Annotated in this window: 18 protein-coding genes; 13 read left to right on the forward strand and 5 right to left on the reverse strand. The window is 63.7% G+C overall.

All coding sequences use genetic code 11. The annotated features are described in order from the left end of the window. Nucleotides 1–233 precede the first annotated feature (233 nt). The 11 genes from ACIQXM_RS12800 (at nt 234) to ACIQXM_RS12850 (ending at nt 14,286) form a co-directional block, all read left to right on the forward strand. Complete coding sequence (locus tag ACIQXM_RS12800) at nt 234–1,187, forward strand: ABC transporter substrate-binding protein (protein WP_400932041.1); 954 nt, start codon at nt 234–236, stop codon at nt 1,185–1,187. A gap of 87 nt (nt 1,188–1,274) precedes the next feature. Then, nucleotides 1,275–2,801 carry a sugar ABC transporter ATP-binding protein gene (locus ACIQXM_RS12805; protein WP_400932043.1) on the forward strand — a complete coding sequence of 509 codons (1,527 nt, stop codon included), beginning with the start codon at nt 1,275–1,277 and terminating at the stop codon, nt 2,799–2,801. Further along, nucleotides 2,798–3,829 carry an ABC transporter permease gene (locus ACIQXM_RS12810; RefSeq protein WP_400932045.1) on the forward strand — a complete coding sequence of 344 codons (1,032 nt, stop codon included), beginning with the start codon at nt 2,798–2,800 and terminating at the stop codon, nt 3,827–3,829. Before ACIQXM_RS12805 ends, ACIQXM_RS12810 begins: the two co-directional genes overlap by 4 nt. After that, a complete protein-coding gene (gene yjfF, locus ACIQXM_RS12815) occupies nt 3,829–4,839 on the forward strand; it encodes a galactofuranose ABC transporter, permease protein YjfF (protein WP_400932047.1) in 1,011 nt (336 codons plus the stop codon). Before ACIQXM_RS12810 ends, yjfF begins: the two co-directional genes overlap by 1 nt. Before the next feature lie 117 nt (nt 4,840–4,956). After that, on the forward strand, nt 4,957–5,925 hold the full coding sequence (locus tag ACIQXM_RS12820; RefSeq protein ID WP_400932049.1) for a bile acid:sodium symporter family protein: 969 nt from the start codon (nt 4,957–4,959) through the stop codon (nt 5,923–5,925). A gap of 129 nt (nt 5,926–6,054) precedes the next feature. Further along, nucleotides 6,055–6,882 carry an SDR family NAD(P)-dependent oxidoreductase gene (locus tag ACIQXM_RS12825; protein WP_400932051.1) on the forward strand — a complete coding sequence of 276 codons (828 nt, stop codon included), beginning with the start codon at nt 6,055–6,057 and terminating at the stop codon, nt 6,880–6,882. A 182-nt stretch (nt 6,883–7,064) separates the two neighbouring features. Beyond that, nucleotides 7,065–8,564 carry an amino acid permease gene (locus tag ACIQXM_RS12830; protein ID WP_400932053.1) on the forward strand — a complete coding sequence of 500 codons (1,500 nt, stop codon included), beginning with the start codon at nt 7,065–7,067 and terminating at the stop codon, nt 8,562–8,564. 146 nt (nt 8,565–8,710) lie between these two features. Beyond that, entirely contained in the window at nt 8,711–10,954 is a 2,244-nt protein-coding gene (locus ACIQXM_RS12835) for an alpha-galactosidase (RefSeq protein ID WP_400932055.1), read from the forward strand. Between the two features lie 10 nt (nt 10,955–10,964). Next, on the forward strand, nt 10,965–11,897 hold the full coding sequence (locus ACIQXM_RS12840; protein ID WP_400932056.1) for a carbohydrate ABC transporter permease: 933 nt from the start codon (nt 10,965–10,967) through the stop codon (nt 11,895–11,897). A 16-nt stretch (nt 11,898–11,913) separates the two neighbouring features. Beyond that, a complete protein-coding gene (locus tag ACIQXM_RS12845; protein ID WP_400932058.1) occupies nt 11,914–12,897 on the forward strand; it encodes a carbohydrate ABC transporter permease in 984 nt (327 codons plus the stop codon). A gap of 9 nt (nt 12,898–12,906) precedes the next feature. Continuing rightward, nucleotides 12,907–14,286 carry an ABC transporter substrate-binding protein gene (locus tag ACIQXM_RS12850; protein WP_400932060.1) on the forward strand — a complete coding sequence of 460 codons (1,380 nt, stop codon included), beginning with the start codon at nt 12,907–12,909 and terminating at the stop codon, nt 14,284–14,286. A gap of 14 nt (nt 14,287–14,300) precedes the next feature. Here ACIQXM_RS12850 and ACIQXM_RS12855 read toward each other — a convergent pair whose 3' ends face one another. Continuing rightward, on the reverse strand, nt 14,301–15,209 hold the full coding sequence (locus ACIQXM_RS12855) for a sugar-binding transcriptional regulator (protein WP_400932503.1): 909 nt from the start codon (nt 15,207–15,209) through the stop codon (nt 14,301–14,303). Nucleotides 15,210–15,418: 209 nt separating this feature from the next. Between ACIQXM_RS12855 and ACIQXM_RS12860 the strand changes: the two genes are divergently transcribed. Both ACIQXM_RS12860 and ACIQXM_RS12865 read left to right on the forward strand, forming a co-directional pair. Continuing rightward, nucleotides 15,419–17,194 carry a glycerol-3-phosphate dehydrogenase/oxidase gene (locus tag ACIQXM_RS12860; RefSeq protein WP_400932062.1) on the forward strand — a complete coding sequence of 592 codons (1,776 nt, stop codon included), beginning with the start codon at nt 15,419–15,421 and terminating at the stop codon, nt 17,192–17,194. A 227-nt stretch (nt 17,195–17,421) separates the two neighbouring features. Beyond that, the gene (locus ACIQXM_RS12865; RefSeq protein WP_400932064.1) at nt 17,422–18,483 is read left to right on the forward strand and encodes an SPFH domain-containing protein; all 1,062 of its coding nucleotides are present in this window, start codon (nt 17,422–17,424) and stop codon (nt 18,481–18,483) included. 15 nt (nt 18,484–18,498) lie between these two features. On the opposite strand, the gene ACIQXM_RS12870 is transcribed toward ACIQXM_RS12865, so the two are convergent. From ACIQXM_RS12870 to ACIQXM_RS12885, 4 genes are all read right to left on the reverse strand, one after another. After that, nucleotides 18,499–19,110 (reverse strand): malonic semialdehyde reductase, encoded by a 612-nt coding sequence (locus tag ACIQXM_RS12870; RefSeq protein ID WP_400932066.1) that lies wholly within the window; start codon nt 19,108–19,110, stop codon nt 18,499–18,501. Nucleotides 19,111–19,266: 156 nt separating this feature from the next. Then, on the reverse strand, nt 19,267–20,997 hold the full coding sequence (locus tag ACIQXM_RS12875) for a CocE/NonD family hydrolase (protein ID WP_400932068.1): 1,731 nt from the start codon (nt 20,995–20,997) through the stop codon (nt 19,267–19,269). A gap of 17 nt (nt 20,998–21,014) precedes the next feature. Then, nucleotides 21,015–21,959 (reverse strand): MBL fold metallo-hydrolase, encoded by a 945-nt coding sequence (locus ACIQXM_RS12880; protein WP_400932070.1) that lies wholly within the window; start codon nt 21,957–21,959, stop codon nt 21,015–21,017. Beyond that, nucleotides 21,956–22,882, reverse strand: coding sequence for an alpha/beta hydrolase (locus ACIQXM_RS12885; RefSeq protein ID WP_400932072.1), 927 nt, complete (start codon nt 22,880–22,882; stop codon nt 21,956–21,958). Before ACIQXM_RS12885 ends, ACIQXM_RS12880 begins: the two co-directional genes overlap by 4 nt. Between the last annotated feature and the right edge of the window lie 6 nt (nt 22,883–22,888).

Consider the following 22,888-nt stretch of genomic DNA (forward strand, 5'->3'; position numbering starts at 1 on the left):
GTGCCGAAAAACATATCAAGGGCCGCTGCCTCCGCAGCGGCCCTTGATGGTTTTACGGGCCCGCAGGGCTCGGTTTAAAGAAATGCGGCCGGAATGAGGAAAACTCTGTTGACCGTTGGAATGTTAGCGTTCACAATTGCGCGCAGGGCAGGAAGCCCCCGCAGCGAAGGCGATGCATAGCGTCCCTGCTGCGTTCCTTACTCCAGGAGGCAGCAGTGTTTCGGAAAACCCTTATGACAGCAGTGGCCGTTTCGGCGCTGGCATTGTTGTCTGCGTGCGGCGGCTCGGATGCGGGCGGCGGGTCCGATGACGGGATCACCATGGGCTTTGCCCAGGTGGGAGCCGAAAGCGGTTGGCGGACCGCCAATACAAAATCCGTGAATGAGGCGGCAGAGGCAGCCGGCATTGACCTCAAATTCAATGACGCCCAGCAAAAGCAGGAAAACCAGATCAAAGCCATCCGCTCCTTCATCCAGCAGAAAGTGGATGTCATCGCTTTCTCGCCGGTGGTTGAATCCGGGTGGGACACCGTCCTGAAGGAAGCCCAGGATGCGAATATCCCGGTAATTCTCACAGACCGGGCCATCGACTCCACCGATACTTCTCTGTATAAGAGCTTCCTGGGCTCCGACTTCATTGAAGAGGGCAAGAAAGCCGGCCAGTGGCTGGTGGAGGACTCAGCTGCCGTGGACGGTCCGGTAAACATTGTGGAGTTGCAGGGAACCACGGGCGCCGCACCGGCCCTGGACCGGAAGGAAGGCTTTGAAGAAGCCATCGCTGCCGATCCCGATCTGTTGATCGTGCAGTCCCAGACGGGTGATTTCACCCGCAGCGGCGGCAAGCAGGTCATGGAAGCCTTCCTCAAGAACACGCCTGATATCGACGTTGTCTACGCCCACAATGACGACATGGGCCTCGGCGCAATTGAGGCAATTGAAGCTGCCGGCAAGGTGCCGGGCAAGGACATCAAGATCATCACCGTGGACGCCGTCAAGGACGGAATGACGGCGCTGTCCGAGGGCAAGATCAACTACATCGTTGAGTGCAATCCGCTGTTGGGGGATCAGCTGATGGATTTGGCAGAGAAGGTTGTTGCGGGCGAGGACGTACCGGAGCGCGTTGTCACGGAAGAGACTGCCTTCACCCAGGAACAGGCCACGAAGGCCCTTCCGGATCGAAAGTACTGAACCGGCGGAGGCTGTTCCGGAGACAACCATCGGGAGGAGTGCGGTGAGCCGGTGCTCACCGCACTCCGGCACAGAAAAGATGCATCCATGAATGAGATCGTTCCCCTCGTGGAGATGACTGGAATCTCCATTGAATTTCCCGGTGTCAAAGCCCTGGACGGCGTAGGCTTCCGGCTCTTTCCGGGTGAAGTGCACGCTCTTATGGGCGAAAACGGCGCGGGCAAGTCAACGCTGATCAAGGCCTTGACGGGCGTCTACCCGGTGGACAGCGGAACAATCACCGTTGCGGGGACGGAGCGGAACTTTGGCAGCCCGGCCGAGGCCCAGGCTGCCGGCATCAGCACCGTCTATCAGGAAGTGAACCTCTGCCCCAACCTGTCGGTGGAAGAGAACATCCTCCTGGGACGGGAACCCCGCCGGCACGGGCGCATCGACTGGAAGGCAGTGCGCCGGAGCGCACGCCGCGTCCTGGGGGATCTGCAGCTGGACCATTTGGATCCCGGGTCGGTCCTTTCCACCCATTCCCTGGCAATCCAGCAGCTCGTGGCCATTGCCCGGTCCGTCCAGATTGAAGCGAAAGTCCTCATCCTGGATGAGCCCACCTCCAGCTTGGACGCGGAAGAAGTGCAGCAGCTCTTCACCGTGGTCCGTTCACTGCGCACACAGGGAGTCGGGATTGTTTTCGTCTCGCATTTCCTGGAACAGGTGTATGAGATTTCAGACCGGATGACGGTGCTCCGGAACGGGAAGCTGGTGGGCGAATACCTGACCGGCGAACTGCCTCGCATGGGCCTGATCCAGAAGATGATCGGCAGGGATGTCGAAGTCCTGGCCGAACTGGACCGTTCCGAAACGGCGGTGTCCAGGGCAGAAACGGCACCGGGAACAGCGCTGCTTCAGACGAAAAACCTCGGGCGGAAGGGTTCCGTCGGGAACATCAGCATCAGCGTGGCGCCGGGACAGATCCTGGGACTTGCCGGACTGCTTGGATCCGGACGCACCGAAACCGCACGGCTCCTCTTTGGTGCAGATCATGCAGATCAGGGTGAGCTGCGCATCAGCGGAACCAGCCGGAACCTGCGCAGTCCGCGTGCCGCCATCAACGCCGGAATCGGGTTTTCCTCCGAGAACCGCAAGGAAGAAGGCCTCATCGGTGACCTCTCAGTGAAAGACAACCTGGTCCTGGCGATGCAGGCCAGCAAGGGCTGGCTGCGGCGGATCCCCGGCCGGCAGCAGGACCAGCTGTCGCAAAAATTCATCGAGACACTGGATATCCGGCCGGCCAATAAGGATGCGCTGATCCGCAACCTCAGCGGCGGAAACCAGCAGAAGGTGCTTCTGGCCCGCTGGCTGATCATGAACCCGCAGCTGCTCATCCTCGACGAACCCACGCGCGGCATCGACATTGGTGCCAAGACACAGATCCAACTCCTCATCAGCAACCTGGCCGCAGAAGGAATGGCGATGATCTTTATTTCCTCCGAGCTCGAGGAAGTCCTTCGGCTCAGTGACTCCATAGCCGTCCTGAAAGACCGTGAGATGGTGGCTAACCTGCCCAACAACGGCGTCACCATGGATGACGTGATGGCCATCATTGCCGGGAGCAACGCGTGAACGGGGTTTTGCGGCACCGCCTCACCTGGCCCGCCCTCGCACTGGTCCTGCTGCTGCTGCTCAACCAGGCGTTCCGGTCCGATTTCCTCACGGTCCGGGTCCAGGACGGGCATCTGTACGGCAGCCTGATCGATATCCTGCGCAACGGCGCGCCCACCATCCTGATTGCCCTGGGCATGACCCTGGTGATTGCCTCCCGGGGAATTGACCTTTCGGTGGGGGCGGTGGCGGCCATCGCGGGAGCAATCTCGTGCACCTATATCTACAATTCCCCTGATCCCGGTTCCGCGCAGACCGCGATGACGGCGGTGCTGATCGCGGTTGCCGCCGGCCTGGTTTTGGGGGCATGGAACGGTTTCCTCGTAGCCGTCATCGGAATCCAGCCCATCATCGCCACCCTGGTCCTCATGACCGCCGGGCGCGGGCTGGCACAGCTCGTAACCGATGGTCAGATCATTTCGGTTTCCAATGACACCTTCCATGCCATCGGTGCAGGCTTCTTCCTGGGCCTGCCCGTCTCGATCCTGATTGCGGCCGCGGTGTTGGTTGCTGCCGGGCTGCTGACCCGCCGCACGGCGCTGGGAACACTGATCGAAGCCGTCGGCATCAACCCCGCGGCCAGCCGGCTGGCCGGGATCAAAGCCCGCAGCATTACCTGGATCGTCTATATCTTCAGCGGGTTCTGTGCGGCGGCTGCCGGGCTGATGATCAGTTCCAACGTCACAGCAGCTGATGCCAACAACGCCGGGCTTTTCATCGAAATGGATGCGATTCTCGCCGTCGTTATTGGCGGGACCTCGCTCGCCGGCGGCCGCTACAGCCTCGTGGGCACCTTGATCGGCGCACTGATCATCCAGACGCTGACAACTTCGGTGTACACGCTGGGCATCCCGCCGGAAGCAACCCTGGTGTTCAAGGCGCTGGTCGTGATCATTGTCTGCCTGCTGCAGGCTCCGAAGGCACGGACCCTGCTCCGGCAACGAAAACGTTCCGTTCCTGAACCTTCCGGCATTAAGGCGGCCGTCTGATGTCAGTGCTCACCAGCCCTTCCTCGCCCTCCACCCGCAACCGCATCAACCGGCTGCGCGGTGCCGCGAAATTTGCTCCCACCCTGGCGGCCATCGGACTGTTCCTGGCAATGTTCGCCGCCGGGTCCGTGATGTATCCGGGGTTCCTCTCCGGACAGGTGTTCCTCAACCTGCTCATCGACAACACGTTCCTGATCGTGCTCGCCGTCGGCATGACCTTTGTCATCCTCACCGGAGGCATCGACCTTTCAGTGGGCTCCGTAGTTGCCCTCTCCATGATGATCGCGGCCAGTCTCCTGCAGGCCGGCTGGAATCCCTTTGCCGTCATTGTGCTTGTGCTCCTGGCCGGTGCAACGTTCGGGCTGCTGATGGGGCTGATCATCCAGGTTTTCGAAATCCAGCCCTTCATCGTGACCCTGGCCGGACTCTTCCTGGCCAGGGGGCTGTGCTACGTCATCAGCTTGGACGCGATCACTGTGACTGATCCGTTTTTCACCTCCATGGCCCAGTCCCGGATCCGCTTCGGCGGCCTGTTTGTATCCCCGGGCGTGATCATTGCCCTGCTCGTGGTTGCGGCGGCGGTGTACGTCCTGCACCAGACGCGCTTTGGCAGGACGGTCTATGCGATTGGCGGCGGAGAATCTTCGGCGGTGCTGATGGGACTGGCCGTGCCCCGGACAAAGGTGCTGGTGTACGCGATCAGCGGCCTGTGTTCCGCAACCGCCGGCATCCTCTTTTCCTTCTACAGTCTCTCCGGCTACAGCCTGGCCGCGCAGGGCATGGAGCTGGACGCGATTGCTGCCGTGGTGGTCGGCGGAACACTGCTGACCGGCGGGTACGGCTACGTGATCGGTTCGCTGACCGGGGTCCTGGTCCTGGGAATCGTCCAGACCTTCATTTCCTATGAAGGAACGCTGAGCTCCTGGTGGACCCGGATCGTCATCGGCGCCCTGCTGCTGGTCTTCATCCTGCTGCAGAAGCTCTTCTCGCGAACAGCGAAACTCGCGTAGCCGCACCTAACCCCGCCCGCCGCCGTCGTCACTGTTAGGCACGACGGCGGCGGCGGGTACGCGAGTAGCTCCGCGTCACAAATAGCGCACCCGCGCGGCAGATGCCAGCATGTGGAGATGTCAGCGAACCCCATCACCTCAGCACCCAAACGGATCCGGACGGCCGAAGAGCGCAGCGCGCGCGTGGCCGTGACAGTGTTCCCCCTGCTCATTCTCGCCGGGGGAGCGGTCGCCCTGTTTTTCCCCGAACCCTTCACCGGGCTGTCAACGTTCGTTAATCCGGCCCTGATGCTGATCATGTTCGGCATGGGCCTGACCCTGACCCTGCCCGACTTTGCGCTGGTGGTCCGGCAGCCGCTGCCCGTGCTGCTGGGGGTGGTGGCGCAGTTCGTGATCATGCCGCTGCTCGGAGCGGGCATCGCGTGGGCCCTGCAGCTCAGTCCCGAGCTGGCGGCCGGCGTCATCTTGGTGGGCTGTGCACCGGGCGGAACGGCATCCAATGTGGTGACCTACCTGGCCAAGGGCAACGTGGCCCTCTCGGTGGCCATGACATCTGTCTCCACTTTGCTGGCGCCGCTTTTGACCCCGCTGCTGGCACTGTGGCTGGCCGGCCGCTACATGACAGTGGACGCCGGTTCGATGGCCCTGTCGATCGTCCAGATTGTGCTGATCCCCGTGGTCCTGGGTCTGGTGATCCGTTATGCGGTGCCGCGGCTGGTGGACCGGGTCTTGCCGGTACTGCCCTGGATCTCCGTCCTGGCCATCACCTTTGTGGTCCTGGCCGTGGTGGCCGGAAGCGCTGCGGCCATTGTCACCGCCGGCTGGCTGATCCTGCTCGCCGTCATCCTGCACAACGGCATGGGCCTTGGATTGGGTTACGGAACCGCAAAACTCTTCCGGCAGCCCATTGCCTCCCGCCGCACCATGGCCGTGGAAGTGGGGATGCAGAACTCCGGGCTGGCCGCCGGACTGGCCAAGCAGTACTTCACCCCCGAAGCCGCCCTGCCGGCAGCGGTCTTCTCCGTGTGGCACAACGTATCGGGTGCGCTGATGGCGGCCTTCTGGCGGCGGCGGCCCACCGTGTAATCCGGCACAGTGTGATCTGCACTGCCTGATCCGGTTTCACCTCCTGAACCGCGCCGGACGGCTACCTTTCCCGAATCCGCCCGGCTAGGGTGATGCCGTCCCGGCACTTCAGAGGAAAGCAGGCCTCCCGTGGCTTCCAAGACCATCGTCATCACCGGCGCGTCCGACGGCGTGGGGGCGGCTGCCGCGGCCAGGCTGGCCCGGGACGGCCACCATGTGGTGGTGGTTGGCCGTTCACCGGAAAAGACGGCCGCCGTGGCGGAACAAACCGGCGGCGAATACCTGCTGGCCGACTTCGCCGTCCTGAACGACGTGCGGAACCTTGCCTCGGAGCTGCTGCAGCGTTATCCCCGCATTGATGTGCTGGCGAACAACGCCGGTGCCATCTTCGGCAAGGAGCGCCAGGTGACGGGCGACGGGCATGAAATGACGTTTCAGGTGAATTACCTGGCTCCGTTCCTGCTGACCCGCCTGCTGACGGACCGGCTGCTGGAGTCCAGGGGAACCGTTATCAACACCTCCAGCGTGGCAAACCGGTTGTTTGCCCATATTGATCTGGACGACCTCGAGGAGGAAAAGAACTACAAGCCGCGCAAAGCGTACGGGGACACCAAGCTTGAGCGGATCCTCTTCACCCAGGAGTTCGACCGCCGGTACCGTTCGCACGGCGCCACTTCCACGGCGTTCCATCCGGGCAACGTCGCGTCGGGTTTTTCCAGCACCAGGGGTTCGGCGATGCATGCCCTCTATTCCACGCCACTGCGACGGCTTTTCCTGACCAGCCCGGAGAAAGGTGCGCGGACACTGGTGTTCCTCGCGGAAGGAACGCCTGGGGAGGACTACCCGACGGGAAAGTACTACGAGCGGTGCAAGGTTGCCCGTCCCAACCGCCAGGCCGCAGACGGAGCCCTGGCGCTGGGCTTGTGGAACCGGTCGGTGGCGATGCTGGAATCCTAGCCCGGGGCAAAATCGGCGGCAGCAGCTTGGCTTGATTGTCCGGCGCTCTGTCGGGGACGCGACGACGGGTGTATACCGATTGTCTGGTGTCCGGCGGAACTGCTTGATTGGCGCCGTTGAGGACCACCGCCAAGCAGGACAAGTACCGCACACAGGACCATCGCCCAGCACAGGAGCCCGCCGTGACCAGTGAGCCTGAATCCGTCCGCCCGAGAGGTCCCCTGCCTGCAGGAGCCCATCCGCTGCGCAGGGCCGCATCAGCTGATGCCGAAGCGGAGCCGGGTGCGGGCCGGCCAGCCAAAAAGCTGCGCACCCGGCACGTCACCATGATCACGCTGGGCGGCATTATCGGAGCCAGCCTGTTCGTCGGCTCGGCCAACATCATCCGAAACACCGGACCGGCGGCAATCCTCTCCTACGCGCTCGGCGGCCTGCTGGTCTTCCTGGCAATGCGGATGCTCGGCGAAATGGCCGCAGCCCGGCCCGCCGTCGGCTCCTTCATGGAGTATGCGCGGGTGGGCTTGGGCAACTGGGCTGCCTACATCGTCGGGTGGCTGTACTGGTATTTCTGGGTGGGCGTGATCGCGTACGAATCAGTGGTGGGCGGAGGCCTGCTCCACAACTGGTTCCCCGGCCTGCCGGCATGGACCGGTTCGCTGATCCTTCTGGGGATCTTCGTCTGCAGCAACCTGATCTCGCTTCGCACCTTCGGGGAAACGGAGTTCTGGCTTGCCAGCATCAAAGTGCTGGCCATCGTGGTGTTTCTGGCGGCGGGCATCCTCTACATCCTCGGTCTGCTTCCCAACGCCTCGCTTTCGGTCTCAAACCTGTGGGCTAACGGCGGGTTCATGCCCAATGGATTCAGTGCAGTCCTGGCCAGTGTGGCGCTGGTTCTGTTCTCCTACTTCGGCACCGAAATTGCCGTCATGGCGGCCTCGGAATCGGAAAACCCCGCCGCTGGAATCCGCCGGGCGGCAAACACCGTGATCTGGCGGGTGATGCTCTTTTACGTCGGAGCCATCTTTGTCATCGTCACCATTGTTCCGTGGAACCAGCTCCCGGATGCCGCCGTGATTGCGCCCTTCACCTATGTGTTCAATCTGTTCGGGCTGCCGGGCGCCGAGACCATTATGGGCCTCGTGATTTTCACGGCGGTCCTGTCGGTGCTCAATTCCGGCACATATTCGGCGTCAAGGATGTTTGCCGCGCTGGCTGAACAGCGGCTGGCGCCGTCACTCATTGCGGTGCGGAACAAGCGCGGTGTTCCGGTGTTCGCGGTTATTGCCTCCACCGTAGGCGGCCTCGTCGCCACCCTGGTGAACTTCATCGCGCCGGGTTCGGGAATCTATGAATTCATCATGAATTCAACCGGTCTGGTGGCCCTCTTTGTCTATGTGTTCATTGCGGTTACGCAGTGGCGGCTCCGGACCAAAATGAGCCCGGAGGAACAATCCGCCCTGAAGATCAAGGTGTGGCTGTTCCCCTGGCTGAACCTCGTCCTGATCCTGGGGGCAATCGGAATTGTCACCATCATGATGTTCAGTGAGAGCGGGCGGACCCAGGTGTATACCAGCTTCCTCGCAGCAGCTGCGCTGGTGCTGTTCTGGCCCGCCGTGCGCCGAAGCCTCGCGCTGCACAAGCCCGAAATGCCTTCGATCAAACCGGCTCCGGGACTCGCCTAGCACGGCGGACGGGCCGGTTCTGCACTCTGCGACTCGCGGGCGCGGGATAGTTGAATAGACGCACCCGACGGTTACGGTATGAGGTACCTCACACTCGCCGTCCGCTGCAGTTCGGACGGTTCGCCCGTCCCACTGCAGGAGCCACCTTGACAGCTGTCAGTCTCGAACCTTCCCTCGTCCTCGACACCACCGGCGCCTGCCGCGTTCATCTGTGCAGCGGGGGTGTGTCGGTGCTGGTGGATCTTTCCCATGACCAACTGCCGTCCGTGGTGCACTGGGGAGCGGCGCTGCCCGGGCTCGGAGCCGAAGAAGCCGCCACGCTCACTGCTGCTGCAGTTCCGCACGGATCGGCCAACAGCTTGGACGTTCCCGTCCGGCCGGACCTGCTCGGTTCACTCCATGCCGGATGGACCGGCCGGCCGGGTCTTGCAGGGGACCGGAACGGCACGGCGTGGACTCCGCTGTTCACCGTCACCCGGGTGAACCTGGGAGTGCCGTCGGAGCAGGACGCAGCAACAGATGGAGCCCTTACCAGTGCCGGTGCCGCCCAGCTGTTCGTGACGGCTCTGGATGAGCTCTCCGGGCTGGAGTTGACGATCGAGCTGGAACTCGCGCCGTCGGGCCTGCTGCGCACCCGCGCGGGCGTGACCAACACCGGGGAGGGACAGTACCGGGTCCAGGAACTGGGCCTTGTCCTCCCTCTTCCCGCGCGTGCCAGGGAAATCCTTGACTTTGCCGGGCACTGGGGCGGAGAACGTACGCTCCAGCGCACTGCGCTGCCGGTGGGAATCCACCTGCGCGAGGGACGCAAGGGCCGTACCGGTGCGGATGCCGCCTATGTCCTGTCAGCGGGTGAGCCGGGATTCGGATTTGCCGACGGCCAGGTGTGGGGGCTGCACGTAGGGTTCTCCGGCAACCACCGGGCCTGGGCAGAGCGGCTCTCCAACGGGCTGCAGGTGTTGGGCGGCTCCGAGCTGCTCCTGCCCGGAGAGCTGGCGCTTGGACAGGGGGAGAGCTACACCTCGCCCTGGTTGTACGGTGTCTGGGGGAACGGGCTTGATGACCAGGCCCGGCGCCTGCACGCCTGGCTGCGAGCCCGCCCGGAGCATCCCTCCCGTCCGCGGCCCGTCACCTTGAACGTTTGGGAAGCCGTGTACTTTGACCACCGGCTGAGCCGGCTGACCGAGCTGGCGGACCGTGCAGCGGAGGTCGGCGTTGAACGCTTTGTGCTCGACGACGGCTGGTTCGGCTCCCGCCGCGATGACACCTCCGGGCTGGGAGACTGGGTGGTTTCCGCGGAGGTATGGCCCGACGGCCTGGATCCGCTGATCGACCACGTGCGCTCCCGGGGAATGGAATTCGGTCTCTGGTTTGAGCCCGAAATGGTCAATCCGGATTCGGAAGTGGCCCGCGCCCATCCGGAGTGGATCATGGCGCCGGCCGGGAGGCTGCCGGTGGAATCCCGGCAGCAGCAGGTCCTCAACATCGGCATGCCCGGAGCCTATGAGCATGTGCGCAACCAAATGGTTGCCCTGCTGGAGCGCTATCCGATCGCCTACATCAAATGGGACCACAACCGGGATCTGACCGAGGCCGGAACCCAGCCCGACGGACGCCCGGGTGTCCACGTCCAGACGTTGGCCGCCTACCGGCTGATGGCCGAACTGAAGGACAGGTTCCCGGACCTGGAAATCGAATCCTGCTCCTCCGGCGGTGCCCGCGTGGACCTGGGCGTCCTGGAGCACACGGACCGGGTCTGGACCTCTGACTGCATCGACCCCCTTGAACGGCAGCGGATGCACCGCTGGACGCAGCAGCTGATCCCGCCGGAACTGATGGGGTCCCACATCGCCTCCCTGCGCTCCCACACCACCGGCCGGATGCACACACTGCACTTCCGGGCGGGAACGGCCGTGTGGGGGCATTTGGGCATCGAGTGGGACCTGACGGAGGCCACCGCGGAGGAGAGCAGCGAGCTGGCCCAGTGGGTGGATTTCTACAAGGAACACCGCGCGCTGCTGCACACCGGAAACATGGTTCGCCTGGACTCCTTCGATCCGTCCCTGCAGATCCACGGGGTGGTGGACCAGGCCGGCAGCGAGGCTCTTTTCGCCGTCGTGCGCACCGCGGTCTCGGATGTTGAGCCGCTGGGCAGGTTCCAGTTCCGCGGGCTGGAACCGGAACAGGCCTACCGGCTGCGCGACGTAACCCCCGGCCCTGCTCCGCACGGCTTCCGGCCGCCGCCGTGGTGGCCGGGCAGCGAGGGCGCCGTCCTGACCGGGCGGGCACTGGAGCAGGTGGGCGTCCACACTCCGGGGCTCCATCCGGATGAGATGCGCATACTGCACCTGGAGGCGGTCTCCCCAAGCGCAGCTGCGGTCCAGGGCTAAGGCACCGGCCATGGCAACCACCACGCCGCTGCAACGGAGCAGCGTCGCCGCGGCACCGCCGAAACGGAGTCCGCGTTCCGGCCAGGACACCAAGCTTGCCCTTCTATTCATCACTCCTGCCGCACTTGGCTTCATCTTCTTCCTTGCCTGGCCCACAGTCCGCGGCATCTGGCTGAGCTTCACCAGCTTCAACCTGCTGACGCCGTCGGAATTTGTGGGCCTGGACAATTACCGGCGGCTGGTCCAGGACCCCGTCTTCTGGGACTCCCTGGTGGTCACGGTCCAGTACGTGGTGATCAACATCGGCGTGCAAACCGTTGTGGCTCTGCTGATAGCGCTGTTGATGCACCAGCTGACCCAGTCATCGCTGCTGCGCGGACTGGTGCTGGGTCCATATCTGGTGGCCAACGTTGTGGCGGCGATCGTCTGGCTATGGATCCTGGATACCCAGTTCGGCGTGGCCAACCAGGTGCTGGAGTGGATCGGGCTGGATCGGATTGGCTTCCTGTCCAGCGAGACCTGGGCCATTCCCACCATTGCGCTGATCAACGTGTGGCGGCACATGGGGTACACAGCCCTGCTGATTTTCGCCGGCCTGCAGGCCATTCCTCCGCAGGTGTATGAGGCGGCAAGGATCGACGGTGCCGGAGAGATCCGTACCTTCTTCTCCGTCACCCTCCCGCTGCTGCGCCCCATCATGGCCCTCGTGCTGATCATGACCGTGATCGGCAGCTTCCAGGTTTTCGATACGGTGTCCGTCACCACCGGAGGAGGCCCGGCCAACGCGACCAACGTCCTGCAGCTTTACATCTTCGAAATGGCCTTTGGGCGCTTCCAGTTCGGTTATGCCTCTGCCATGTCCGTGGCGCTGCTGGTGGTCCTGGCGGTCATCACGTTTATCCAGTTCCGTTTGACCCGCGCCGGCTCCACCGACCTGAACTGAATCCGAGGATCCCAGAATGAACGCGATTCCCGCACCGGGTGCCCTCGGAAGCACCCTGGCCTCCACAGACGTATCCCTGGATGCTCCGCCCCGCGGCGACCACCCGGAACAGGTACGACGACGCCGGCGCCTCACCCCGGGCCGGGCACTGGCCTGGGCTTTCCTGGTGGCCGTCATCCTGATTACCCTGTTTCCGTTTTACTGGATGCTGCGCACAGCACTGTCCACGAACGCCGGCCTGCAGGCGCATCCTGCATCTTGGCTCCCGCCCGAGTTCAGTTGGGGTGCCTTTGAACGGGTGCTCGGCATGGCCACCACCGAGGAAGCCATTGCGGAGGGCGGCGCCGGCACCGCCATGAATTTCTGGCGCTACCTGTTGAACTCGGTGGTAGTAGCCACTCTGGTGACAACAGGGCAGATCTTCTTCTCCGCCATGGCGGCCTACGCCTTCTCCCGGCTGAAGTGGCCCGGACGGGACAAGGTGTTTGCGCTGTTCCTGGCCGGGCTGATGGTTCCCGCCATCTTCACGCTGCTGCCCAACTTTGTACTTATCAAGCAGCTGGGCCTGGTGGACACCCTGCTGGGAATTGCCCTGCCCAGCATGTTCATGACGCCGTTCGCCGTGTTCTTCCTGCGCCAGTTCTTCATGAGCGTGCCCAACGAACTGGAAGAGGCGGCCCTGCTGGACGGAGTCTCCAAGGCGGGCATCTTCTTCAAAGTCATCCTGCCGCTTTCCGCGGCGCCCCTGGCCACACTCTCCATCCTGACCTACATCACGTCATGGAATGAGTACTTCTGGCCCCTGATGGTTTCCTACACCGACAAGTCCCGGATCCTCACCGTCGCCCTGGGCGTCTTCCGGGACCAGTCGCCGCAGTCGGGCACGGACTGGGCCGGCCTGATGGCGGCCACCCTGGTTGCCGCTTTGCCGATGGTTGCCCTCTTCGCGGTCTTCGCAAAGCGCATCATCAACTCCATCGGTTTCAGCGGCATCAAGTAGGAGCACACCATGACACACTTTGGCATTTCCCCGCGCCGCCGGGTGACCCGGTCCGGCGTCGTCCTTACCGCCGCTGTCCTGGCCCTGAGCGGATGCGGAGGGCAGGCAGAAAGCGACGCCGGCGGCTCCGGTGTCGTTGATTACTGGCTGTGGGACAACAATCAGCTGCCCGCCTACCAAAAATGCGCGCAGATGTTCGAGCAGGAAAACCCCGGCCAGGAGGTGCGCATTTCCCAGACCGGCTGGGACAGCTACTGGACCAAACTCACCGCGGGGTTCATCGCCGGCACCGGTCCGGACGTGTTTACCAACCATGTCTCGAAGTATCCGCAATTCACTGAGCTCGAAGTGCTGGCGCCACTGGATGAGCTGCCCGCCACGGCAGCCGTGGATCCCGACGATTTCCAGGCCGGCCTGTCTGATCTGTGGACCGGCCCGGACGGACACCAGTACGGCATGCCGAAGGACTGGGACACCATAGCCATGTTCTACAACGCCGATCTGCTGGCGGAAGCCGGATTCACGGCTGCGGACCTGGACGGGTGGAGCTGGAACCCGGAGGACGGAGGAACGTTCGAGAAAATAGTGGCCCGCCTGACCGTGGACGGCAACGGGGTGCGCGGCGACGAGCCGGGCTTCGATAAGGACAACGTGTCCGTTTACGGGTTCGGTGTGGCCACGGCAGGGGGCGACAACGCCGGGCAGGCCCAGTGGTCCGCTTTTGCGGCCTCGAACGGCTGGACCTCCACCAACAAGGCGTTGTGGGGGGACCGCTACAACTACGACGACCCGGCGCTTCACGAAACACTCGACTGGTTCTTCTCCCTGACGGACAAGGGTTTCATGCCGCGCTACGGACAGTTCAACGCATCAGAAGGAACCAGCGGGCAGCTGGCTTCCGGGAAGGTAGCCATAGTTCCTGACGGGGCCTGGACCATTACGTCCTATGCCAAGGCTGAAGGAATGCAGGTTGGTACGGCGCGGACTCCCATCGGCCCGGACGGCACATCGAAATCCATGCTTAACGGGCTGGCAGATTCCGTAGTGAAGGACACCGATAATCCCGAGGGTGCCGCGGCCTGGGTGGCGTTCCTGGGCTCCGCCGCCTGCCAGCAGGAGGTTGCTCAGGCCGGTGTGGTCTTCCCGGCCCGGCGTGACGCCACGCCCATCGCCGCGGAAGTCTACCGAAACATGGGAATAGACCCGGATCCCTTTATCGCCCCCGTGGAGGAAGACACCACCTTCTACGTCTCGGTCACCACGCACGCAGCAGATGTCACGGCCCTGATGAAACCGTCCCTGGAGGACATCTGGGCCAACCGGGTGCCTGCATCTTCCCTTAACGGGACGAACGACGCGATCAACGTCCTCTTTGAAACGGGAGGATAACCGGGGCTGCACTGTCAGGCAGAGGCCAGCAGCCGCGCCGAGTTCTCATCCAGCATGAGGTCGGTGACCAGCCCGGCCCGCAGCGCGCCCAGGAGGCTGGTGACCTTTGATTCCCCGGCCACCACGCAGATCCGGCGGGGTACCTGGCGCAGCTGCTCCAAATCCGGGCCGGTGCTGCGTTCGTTGAGGCGGATGCCGTCCCAGGTGCCGTCGGCCCGGTAGAACATGGTGGCAACATCGCCCACCACCTCCTCGGCCATCAGATCGTCCAGGTCCTCTTCGTCCAGGTAGGCGCCGTTGTAGACGTGGCTGGGTACACCTGCCTTGATGGAACCGACGCCGAAGATGGCGGTGTTCATCCGGGCCTGCAGGTCCAGCACGCGTTTCACCGGACGCTCCCGCCACATGGCTTCCTTGGTTTCCGTATGGTCAAAGAACGCGGGAACCGGGAACTGCACCACGCGCGCACCATAGGCGTGGCCGAACCGCTGGAGGATTTCGCTGGCATAGGTGATGCCCGACGTGCGGAAGTTTCCCGCCCCGTTCATCTGCACAATTGTGCTGTCGTGGGTGTTCTTCACGGAAAGATACTGGCTGACGGCGCCGAGGGTGGAGCCCCAGGCAACACCCACAATGGCGTCGGAATCGATGAGCGGGCCAATCAGGTGGGCCGCCTGCACGGCAACGCGCTGCAGCGTCTGGGACGGGGATACGCCCTCTGCCACAGGGATGACCCGGGCATGGATGCCGAAGCGGGAGCTGATCTCCTTTTCCAGCGCCGGGGCACGGTCCGAGGGGCTCTTGATGCGGATCTCCACCAGCCCGGTGCTGCGAGCATGGGAAAGGAGACGGGAAACCGTGGAGCGTGATATCCGCAGTTCCCGGGCGATTGCCTCCATGGTCAGATTCTGCAGGTAATACATCTGGGCGGCCCGCAGGGCGTCCCGGTCACGGCCTTCCCGCTCGGTCGCGGCAGGGCCCTCCGGGGGCCGCACCGGAAACGCATTGGTGACATCTTTGTTCACTTGCTGCCCGCCAACACTGCTTCGATCCACATGATTCCATTATGGCAGGCTGCACGTTTGTGCATCAGCTCGATTGCCGGTGCCCCTGACTCAGAACATTGTGGGATATGGCAAAGCCGCCACAGAAGCGTTTGGAGATAGTCGTGGACAATTCCGTGAACCCCAACAAGGGAAAAACCGCCGTCCGTCCGGTGGTGCAGCAGCTGAAGGACCGCCCCCGGGCCTCAGTGCTCATCGTAGGCGGCGGCATCAATGGCGTAGGCACCTTCCGTGACCTGTCGCTGCAGGGAGTGGACGTAGCCCTCGTGGAGCGCGGTGACTACTGCCAGGGTGCATCGGGCGCCTCATCGCACATGATCCACGGCGGCATCCGCTACCTGGAAAACGGCGAGTTCCGCCTTGTGCATGAGTCCGTCGTCGAGCGCAATGCGCTGCTCCGTCTGGCCCCGCACTATGTAAAGCCGCTGCAGACCACCATCCCGATCACGAGCACGTTCTCGGGCATCACCGCAGCTCCGCTGCGCTTCCTGACTCACAAGCAGGGCAAGCACACCGAGCGCGGCGCCGTCCTGATCAAGGCCGGCCTGCTGATGTATGACTTCTTCTCCCGCGGAGGCCGCGTGGCCCCCCGCCACAACTTTGTGGGCAAGAAGAAGTCCCTGCAGGAACTTCCCAAGCTGCGTTCGGACGTCAAGTACACCGCAACGTACTTCGACGCCTCCGTTCACAACCCGGAGCGCCTGACCCTGGACGTGCTGCGCGACGGTCTTGAAGCCAACCCGCAGTCCCGCGCCAGCAACTACGTCTCCGCCGTGGGCACGACGGACGCCGGCACGCTGCTGCGCGACGAACTGACCGGCGAAGAGTTCCTGTTCGAGGCCGACGTCGTCATCAACGCCACCGGCGCCTGGGTCGACGAGACCAACGACTCCTTCGGCAAGCGCACTTCCTTCATGGGCGGCACCAAGGGCTCACACATCGTCCTGGACCACCCGGAACTGCTGGAAGCCTGCAACGGCCGCGAACTGTTCTTCGAGCACACCGACGGCCGCATTGTCCTCATCTACCCGATGGGTGACCGTGTCCTGGTGGGCACCACGGACATCGACGCCGACATCACCGAGGATTCGGTCTGCACCGACGAGGAAATCGAGTACTTCTTCGAACTCGTCGCCCACGTGTTCCCGACCATCGACGTGCGCCGCGACCACATCGTCTACACCTTCTCCGGTGTGCGCCCGCTGCCCAAGCACGATGACACGCAGCCCGGCTTCGTGTCCCGTGACTACCGCATCGAAAAGCGCATTGACCGCCGCGGCGGCAAGAACGTCACCAGCCTGTCCCTCGTGGGCGGCAAGTGGACCACGTTCCGTGCCCTCTCCGAAAACCTCGCATCCGAGGCCATGACCGCACTGGGCATGCCGCGGAAGACGACGACGTCGGAACTGCAGATCGGCGGCGGCAAGGGCTTCCCGAGCACCGAGGCCGAAGAGCGCCTGTGGGTCAACCGCACCGCCAGCGACATTGCTGACCGCGACCGCGTCCGCGTGCTGCTGACCCGCTACGGCACCCGCGCCACGGACGTCCTTGAGTTCCTGGCACAGGGTTCCGACCAGCTGCTGGCCTCCACCAACGAGCTGAGCACCCGCGAGCTGACCTACATGGTCCAGCACGAGCAGATCACCCGGATGTCCGACATCCTGATCCGCCGTACCTCGCTGGCCTTCCGCGGCCTGGTGACTGCCGAAATGCTGACCGAGCTGGCGGGCCTGCTGGCTCCGCAGCTGGGCTGGGATGACGCCGAAGCCGAGCGCCAGATCAAGGCTGCACGCGAGCTGCTGGTCAACATGCACGGCATGAAGATTGCTGCTCCGGTAGCCTAGGCAGCTCCGTTGAAAACAGCGCCGTTTCCTTAACGGCGCAGTTCATACCTGAAGGGCGGACACCGCAAAGGTGTCCGCCCTTCAGCTATTTAACGCTATGACAATTCGGAGGACTTTGTTTCATGGCACGGTCGGTGCGTTTTTTTGACGTATCCGGGTTTTGAGATGCAACGGCCACCCCGTAGGGTCTCCTATGACAATTTCCGTGCCCTGAAAGTCGGTTTCCCTTGGCCATAGCCATTATTTCCGTCGTCCTATTTGTTGCCGGCCTGGTAATTCTGATGTCAGGCCTGGCGATGCGGCGGACTCCGGTGCCGCCTGCCTCCCGGAACAAGACTGCAGAGCCGGCCGGTACTGACGGTGAGGCGTCGTCCGGGGAATTGGAAAAGGAAAAGTCAGCTTCTGTTTCGAAACCTTCTTCAAAAGCCAACCCGGCGATCCCGATCGGCATCGGCGTCGTCACCATTCTCATTGCACTGGGGATTCTTGCTTCCGGCCTCTTCACTACGGTGAGCGCAAAGAATGCCGGCGTGCTGGTGGCTTTCGGCAAGGTGTCCGAGAAAACGCTTTCTCCCGGCCTGCACACAAAGGCGCCCTGGCAAAAGGTGGTGGAAATTGACGGCACCATCCAGACGGACGACTACCGCGGTGAAGAATGCGTCGCCGTGCGCATCGGGGACGGGTCGCAGGCCTGCGTGTCCATCACCAACCGCTGGAACATCGTCGAGTCCGAGGCCGACCGGGTGTACAAGGATTTCAAGTCGGACGACCCGACCCTTTCATTCCGGGACGCGGTGATCAGCACGCAGCTGAAGGCGTCCCTGCAGAAAGCGCTCAGCGACTACAACCCCGTTGCCCAGTTCAACAGCGCGGACAATGACGCCTCATCCGCCGAGCTGTCCTTCTCTCCCGACTATGATGCGGTTTCCAAGGTGGTTGAGGAGGATATGAAGACCCGGCTCGGCGCCGAACCGATGGCACAAATCCAGTCGATCACCATCTCCTATATGCAGCTTTCGGAGACCACCCAGAAGAAGCTGGACGACTATGTTGCCGCGATCGGGGAAACCCGGATCGCCGAACAGCGGAAGGCGACCGCCGAGGCGCAGGCGGCGGCGAACAACACTCTGTCGGCATCCGTGAGTGACACCCCGAATGTCCTGGTGTCGCGCTGCCTGGACACGCTGGCAGAATCGGTCGAGAAGGGATACCAGCTGCCCGCCGGTTTCTCCTGCTGGCCCGGCGGGGGCAGCGGTGTCGTTATCCCTGGTGCCTCGCCGGGCCGGTAAAGAGGGAGCGGGCGGCTAGAGCTCGGTGGTCGCCGTCGCGTAGTCCAGACGGGGCAGGCGCGGATGGCGCGGTGCGCCGGCCGGAACACCGATGTTCACCACCAGGAAGGACTGCCGGTCCAGGCCCTGGTGCAGATCAGCGTCAAGCCCGGCGGCGTCAAAGCCGCCCATGGGGCCGGCGGCAAGGCCCGCGGCCCGTACTGCCAGGAGGAAATATCCGGCCTGGAGATGGGCATTGTTGTTGCCCATCACCGAGCTCAGTTCCGGGTTCGCAGCAAAGTCGGCTGCCCGTTCGGCGGCCGGCGGGAACACCGTGGGGAAATGCTCGTGCCACGTGCGGTCGTAGCTCAGGACGGCGACCAGCGGAGCTGCAGCGGTCTTGGACTGGTTGCCCGGGGCCATGTGCTTCACCAGGCGTTCCCGGGCTTCGGGGGAGCGGACCCAGGTAATCCGCAGCGGCTGGATGTTCATGGCCGTGGGTCCCATTTTGGTGAGGTCATAAATGGCCTGCAACTGGTCGCCCGTTACGGGCTCGTCCTTGAACTCGGCGACCGTGCGGGCCTCGACGAAGAGCTGGCCGAGGACTGCCGGTTCCAGAGCTGATGATTGCAGAATGCTGTCGCTCATATGAGCAGACCTCCTGGATAGGTTTAGTTGATGTTTCAAGTAAACCAGCAGGAGTTCCGCTGTGGTTCTTTCTGGAGTGTGACCTTGCTCGCACTTGGAGGGCCTGCCGGAAGACACCCGCCGCCCTCCGCTGCCGTCCGCAGGTAGGCGCTGGCGTTACCGGTCCGCCCCGCCCGTCGTGAACGGCAGCATGAGGCGGGAAGGGTGTCCGGCATCGCGGTAAATCTTATGCGTCACGGGACGGCCGACGGGCAGGTGAAAGGCATCGGGAGGCAGCAGTGCGTTGTGCTCATCGGCCAGAGGTTCGGCGTTGGAGAGCTCCGCCACCAGCCGGTGACCCTGCAGGAACGTGTTCGCGAACGGGTAGAGGCGCACCACATACTCCTGGACTTTGCCCGGCTCCACCGGGACGCTCCGTGTGTGCGGATGGTATGGGTTGCCCTCCGCGGTCCGCTCCGTGTCCAGCTCCCGGTGCGAGGCCTTCAGGTAACCGGTGGTGATCAGCTGCCGATTGCCGCCCGGCGCCGCGTCCCAAAGCCGGAGAATGAAATTGGTGTCCGGCTGGTCAATCTCCACGAACAGGTGTGCGGCTCCGGTGCCGATCATTTCGGCCCGTTCCTCGAACATATCCGTGCTCCAGGACAGGATTTCCACCTTGTCCGTCACGGTCAGCGGCGCCTGGTAGAAGCCGTCCGGCGCGGCGTACTCCGTCCCCATCAGTTCGGGGTCGGTGGAGAGCCTGCGGCGGGTGCGCAGGTACAGCGGCTTGTACTCCACTTCCTTCGGCGGCCAGGCATCAGCTGTGACGACCTCGCGGGAGCCTTCCACGAACACGCTGACCGCGGGCTCTTCCATGACACCGTTGTCGATGCCCTTGATCCAGTAGTCGTACCAGCGGAACATCTTGTCGTGCTCTTCGATGAAGGGCCGGGACTGCATGGGCGGGTACGGCCCGATGTCCAGCTTCTTCGGACCCTTAAGCGCGTTGAACAGCTCAATCGTTCCGTCCAGCGTCCAGCCGCGGCCCTGGTCCAGCTGAAGCCAGACCGGAATGTCGATGTTCGGGGCCAGCGTGATCGGATTGCGCTCCTTGTACCACTCGCCGTCGACGTCGTTCATCACGATGTCGAACCAGGCCTCGTGGTTCTTCGGATAGTTCAGCACATGGACCAGGTTCGGCCAGGCAGCGACGTCCGGATCCTCGAGGCGCTGGGCGACGAGTTTCTTTAGGTCCCCGGGGGAGTGCTTCTCGATCATCCGCGACTTCACCCGGTCGGTGAACGCCCAGCCGGAGTCTCCGCCGCGGCCTTCGCGGGCGGCGCGCGGCATGAACCACATGACCCCGCCGTGGTAAGTGGTTTCATAAAAGTCATAGTGGCCGCCGGAGACGAAGATGGCCTTCAAATGCGGCGGGCGTTCGGCGGCGGCCAGGACCTGCATGGAACCGAAGTAGGAGATGCCCACCATGCCCACGTTGCCGTCACACCAGGGCTGCTCGGCCACCCATTCGATGAAGTCGTAGGCATCCTGGCCCAGGGACACCCCGCCGGCGTTGTAGTTGCCAATGTGCTCCCCGCCGGAATCCCCGGACCCGCGCAGATCGCCGATGACGTGGACGTAGTCTTCCTTCACGATCCGTGCGATGTCCCCGGCCTCGATGCAACCGTCCCACATGGGGCTCGGGCGGCGCTGCGGGGGCATGGTCAGCGCCATCGCCTGCAGCTCCTTGCCGTAGGGGCTCAGTGCGACGAGTGCCGGGCGCGGTTTGTCGCCGGCACCCTGGTAGGCGTCGGCAGCTAGTTCGACGCCGTCGCGCATCGGGACGCGCAGGTCCTTTCGGACCGAGACGGGCATTCCGCCGGCCTGGATCGTCTGGAGAGTGGCCATGTATGGTGCGGCTCCTTCTAGGAAAGCTTGTGAATGGACTGTTTGCGGTAGCCATCGAGCGTCGTGAAGAACGGCGAGGGCTCAAGGGTGGGATCAGCGGTGTAGTCCAGATCCGCTGCCACCTTTTCGAAGGGAGAATAGACCGAGTCGGTTTCCGTCAGCCCGGAGTCGAGAACGCCGGCGACGCTGCCCCGGATTCGGGCTTCCAGCGCCAGGGACTCATCCAGGGCGAGGCGGGCCTGCCCGGTATCGAGTTCGACGCCGTAGGGCTCGCCGTCCGCTCCGCGGTACGGGTGGCCCAGGTACAAGCGTTCGGGCCGGACGGTATCGCGCAGATAATAGAGGCTTGCACGGTACGCGTCCGGGTCGGTGTACCCGGGGAACCGGTTGGCCGCCCCGTGAATTTGCACCGCGTCCCCCACGAACACGGAACTCCGGCCGTCCAGCACATAGGCCACCGAGCCGGGCGTGTGGCCGGGAACGCTGTGAACCGAGACCGTGACGCCGCCGCCCAGGCAGAGCGTTTCCCCGCCCCGCACCAGGACGGTCGGCTCCATTTCCCCGGAGATGACGGCTTTGGCGGACGCGGTCTGCCGGAGGACGCCGTCAGCATCGTTGAGATACCGGCTGCGGCCCTGAACATATTCGTCCACATGGGCCCGGCGGGACCGCAGCAGCGGAGCGTCAGCTTCGTGGATGACTACCTTGGCTTTTCCTCCGGTGAGCTCCCACAGGGCCTTTGCCCCGCCGAGGTGGTCAATGTGCCCATGCGTGAGGAGGATCCAGCGGATTTCCTCGATGCTCCGGCCGAGCTGTTCAAGGGCCGGGAGCAGGCCTTCTGCGGGGGAAGAAGCGATTCCCGTGTCCACGATGGCCGGCTCGGGTGCGTCGATGAAATAGCTGTAGAGGCCAAACCGGCCCCACGGCGACACCAGGGGATAGACCTCCGCTGCGGCACTCATCGGACGTCGTGCAGGAAATCGCGGGTCTGCTCGAAGGCCGAATAGAACTCCGGGATCCAGGAGAAATTGGCCACGAACCCGTGGTTGGCTCCTGCGTAGCGGGAAACTGTGGCCTTCACCCCGGCCTCCTGAAGACGTTGGCCGTACAGCTCACCCTCATCGCGCAGCGGATCGTGTTCCGCCGTGATGATGAGGGCCTGCGGAAGACCGGAAAGGTCGGCGCGCTTGATGGGAGAAACCAGTGGGTTGGAGGGATCGGCTCCGCTGTCCAGATAGAACGCGTTGAAGGGCTTAAGCCCGGCCGTTTCAAGGCCGTATCCCTCCGCGTTCTCCCGCATCGAAGGGTAACGGTCGACGTCGAAATCCAGATCCAGCGAGGGGTAGAACAGTATCTGGTGGGTGATGCCGGTGAAACCGTCGTCCGTGGCCATGGCGGCGGCGGCGGCAGCGTAGGTGCCGCCGGAACTGTCCCCGGCGAGGGCGAGCGTGCGGCCGTTCCAGCGGAGGTCCTCCCCGTGCTCGGCCGCCCAGCGGAGTACGCCGTAGCAGTCCTGAAGACCGGCAGGGAAGGATGCCTCCGGTGCCAGCCGGTAATCCACCGAAATGACCTTGCAGCCGGTTTCCCTGGCGAGGGAACGTGCCACGTGGTCATGGGTTTCCAGGCTGCCCAGGAAGAAGGCGCCGCCGTGGATGTACACCAGCAGGCCGTAGGCGTCGGCGTCGGCCGGGGTGTAAATTCGAACCGGAACGTTTCCCGCAGCCGTGGCTGCGGTGACGTCTTCGACGCGGTGAAGCGGCGTCCGTTCCTCGAGCGGCGGCACCTGGGCGGCTTCTCCGGCCCGCATGGCGTCCGGGTTCAGCGGACCTTCCGGCGGGGCCGGCAGTGTTGCGAGGATCTTGGCAATTTCGGGATGAATGGTCATGGTTCG

This window comes from Arthrobacter sp. NPDC097144, assembly GCF_044762205.1.
Lineage (GTDB): Bacteria > Actinomycetota > Actinomycetes > Actinomycetales > Micrococcaceae > Arthrobacter_B.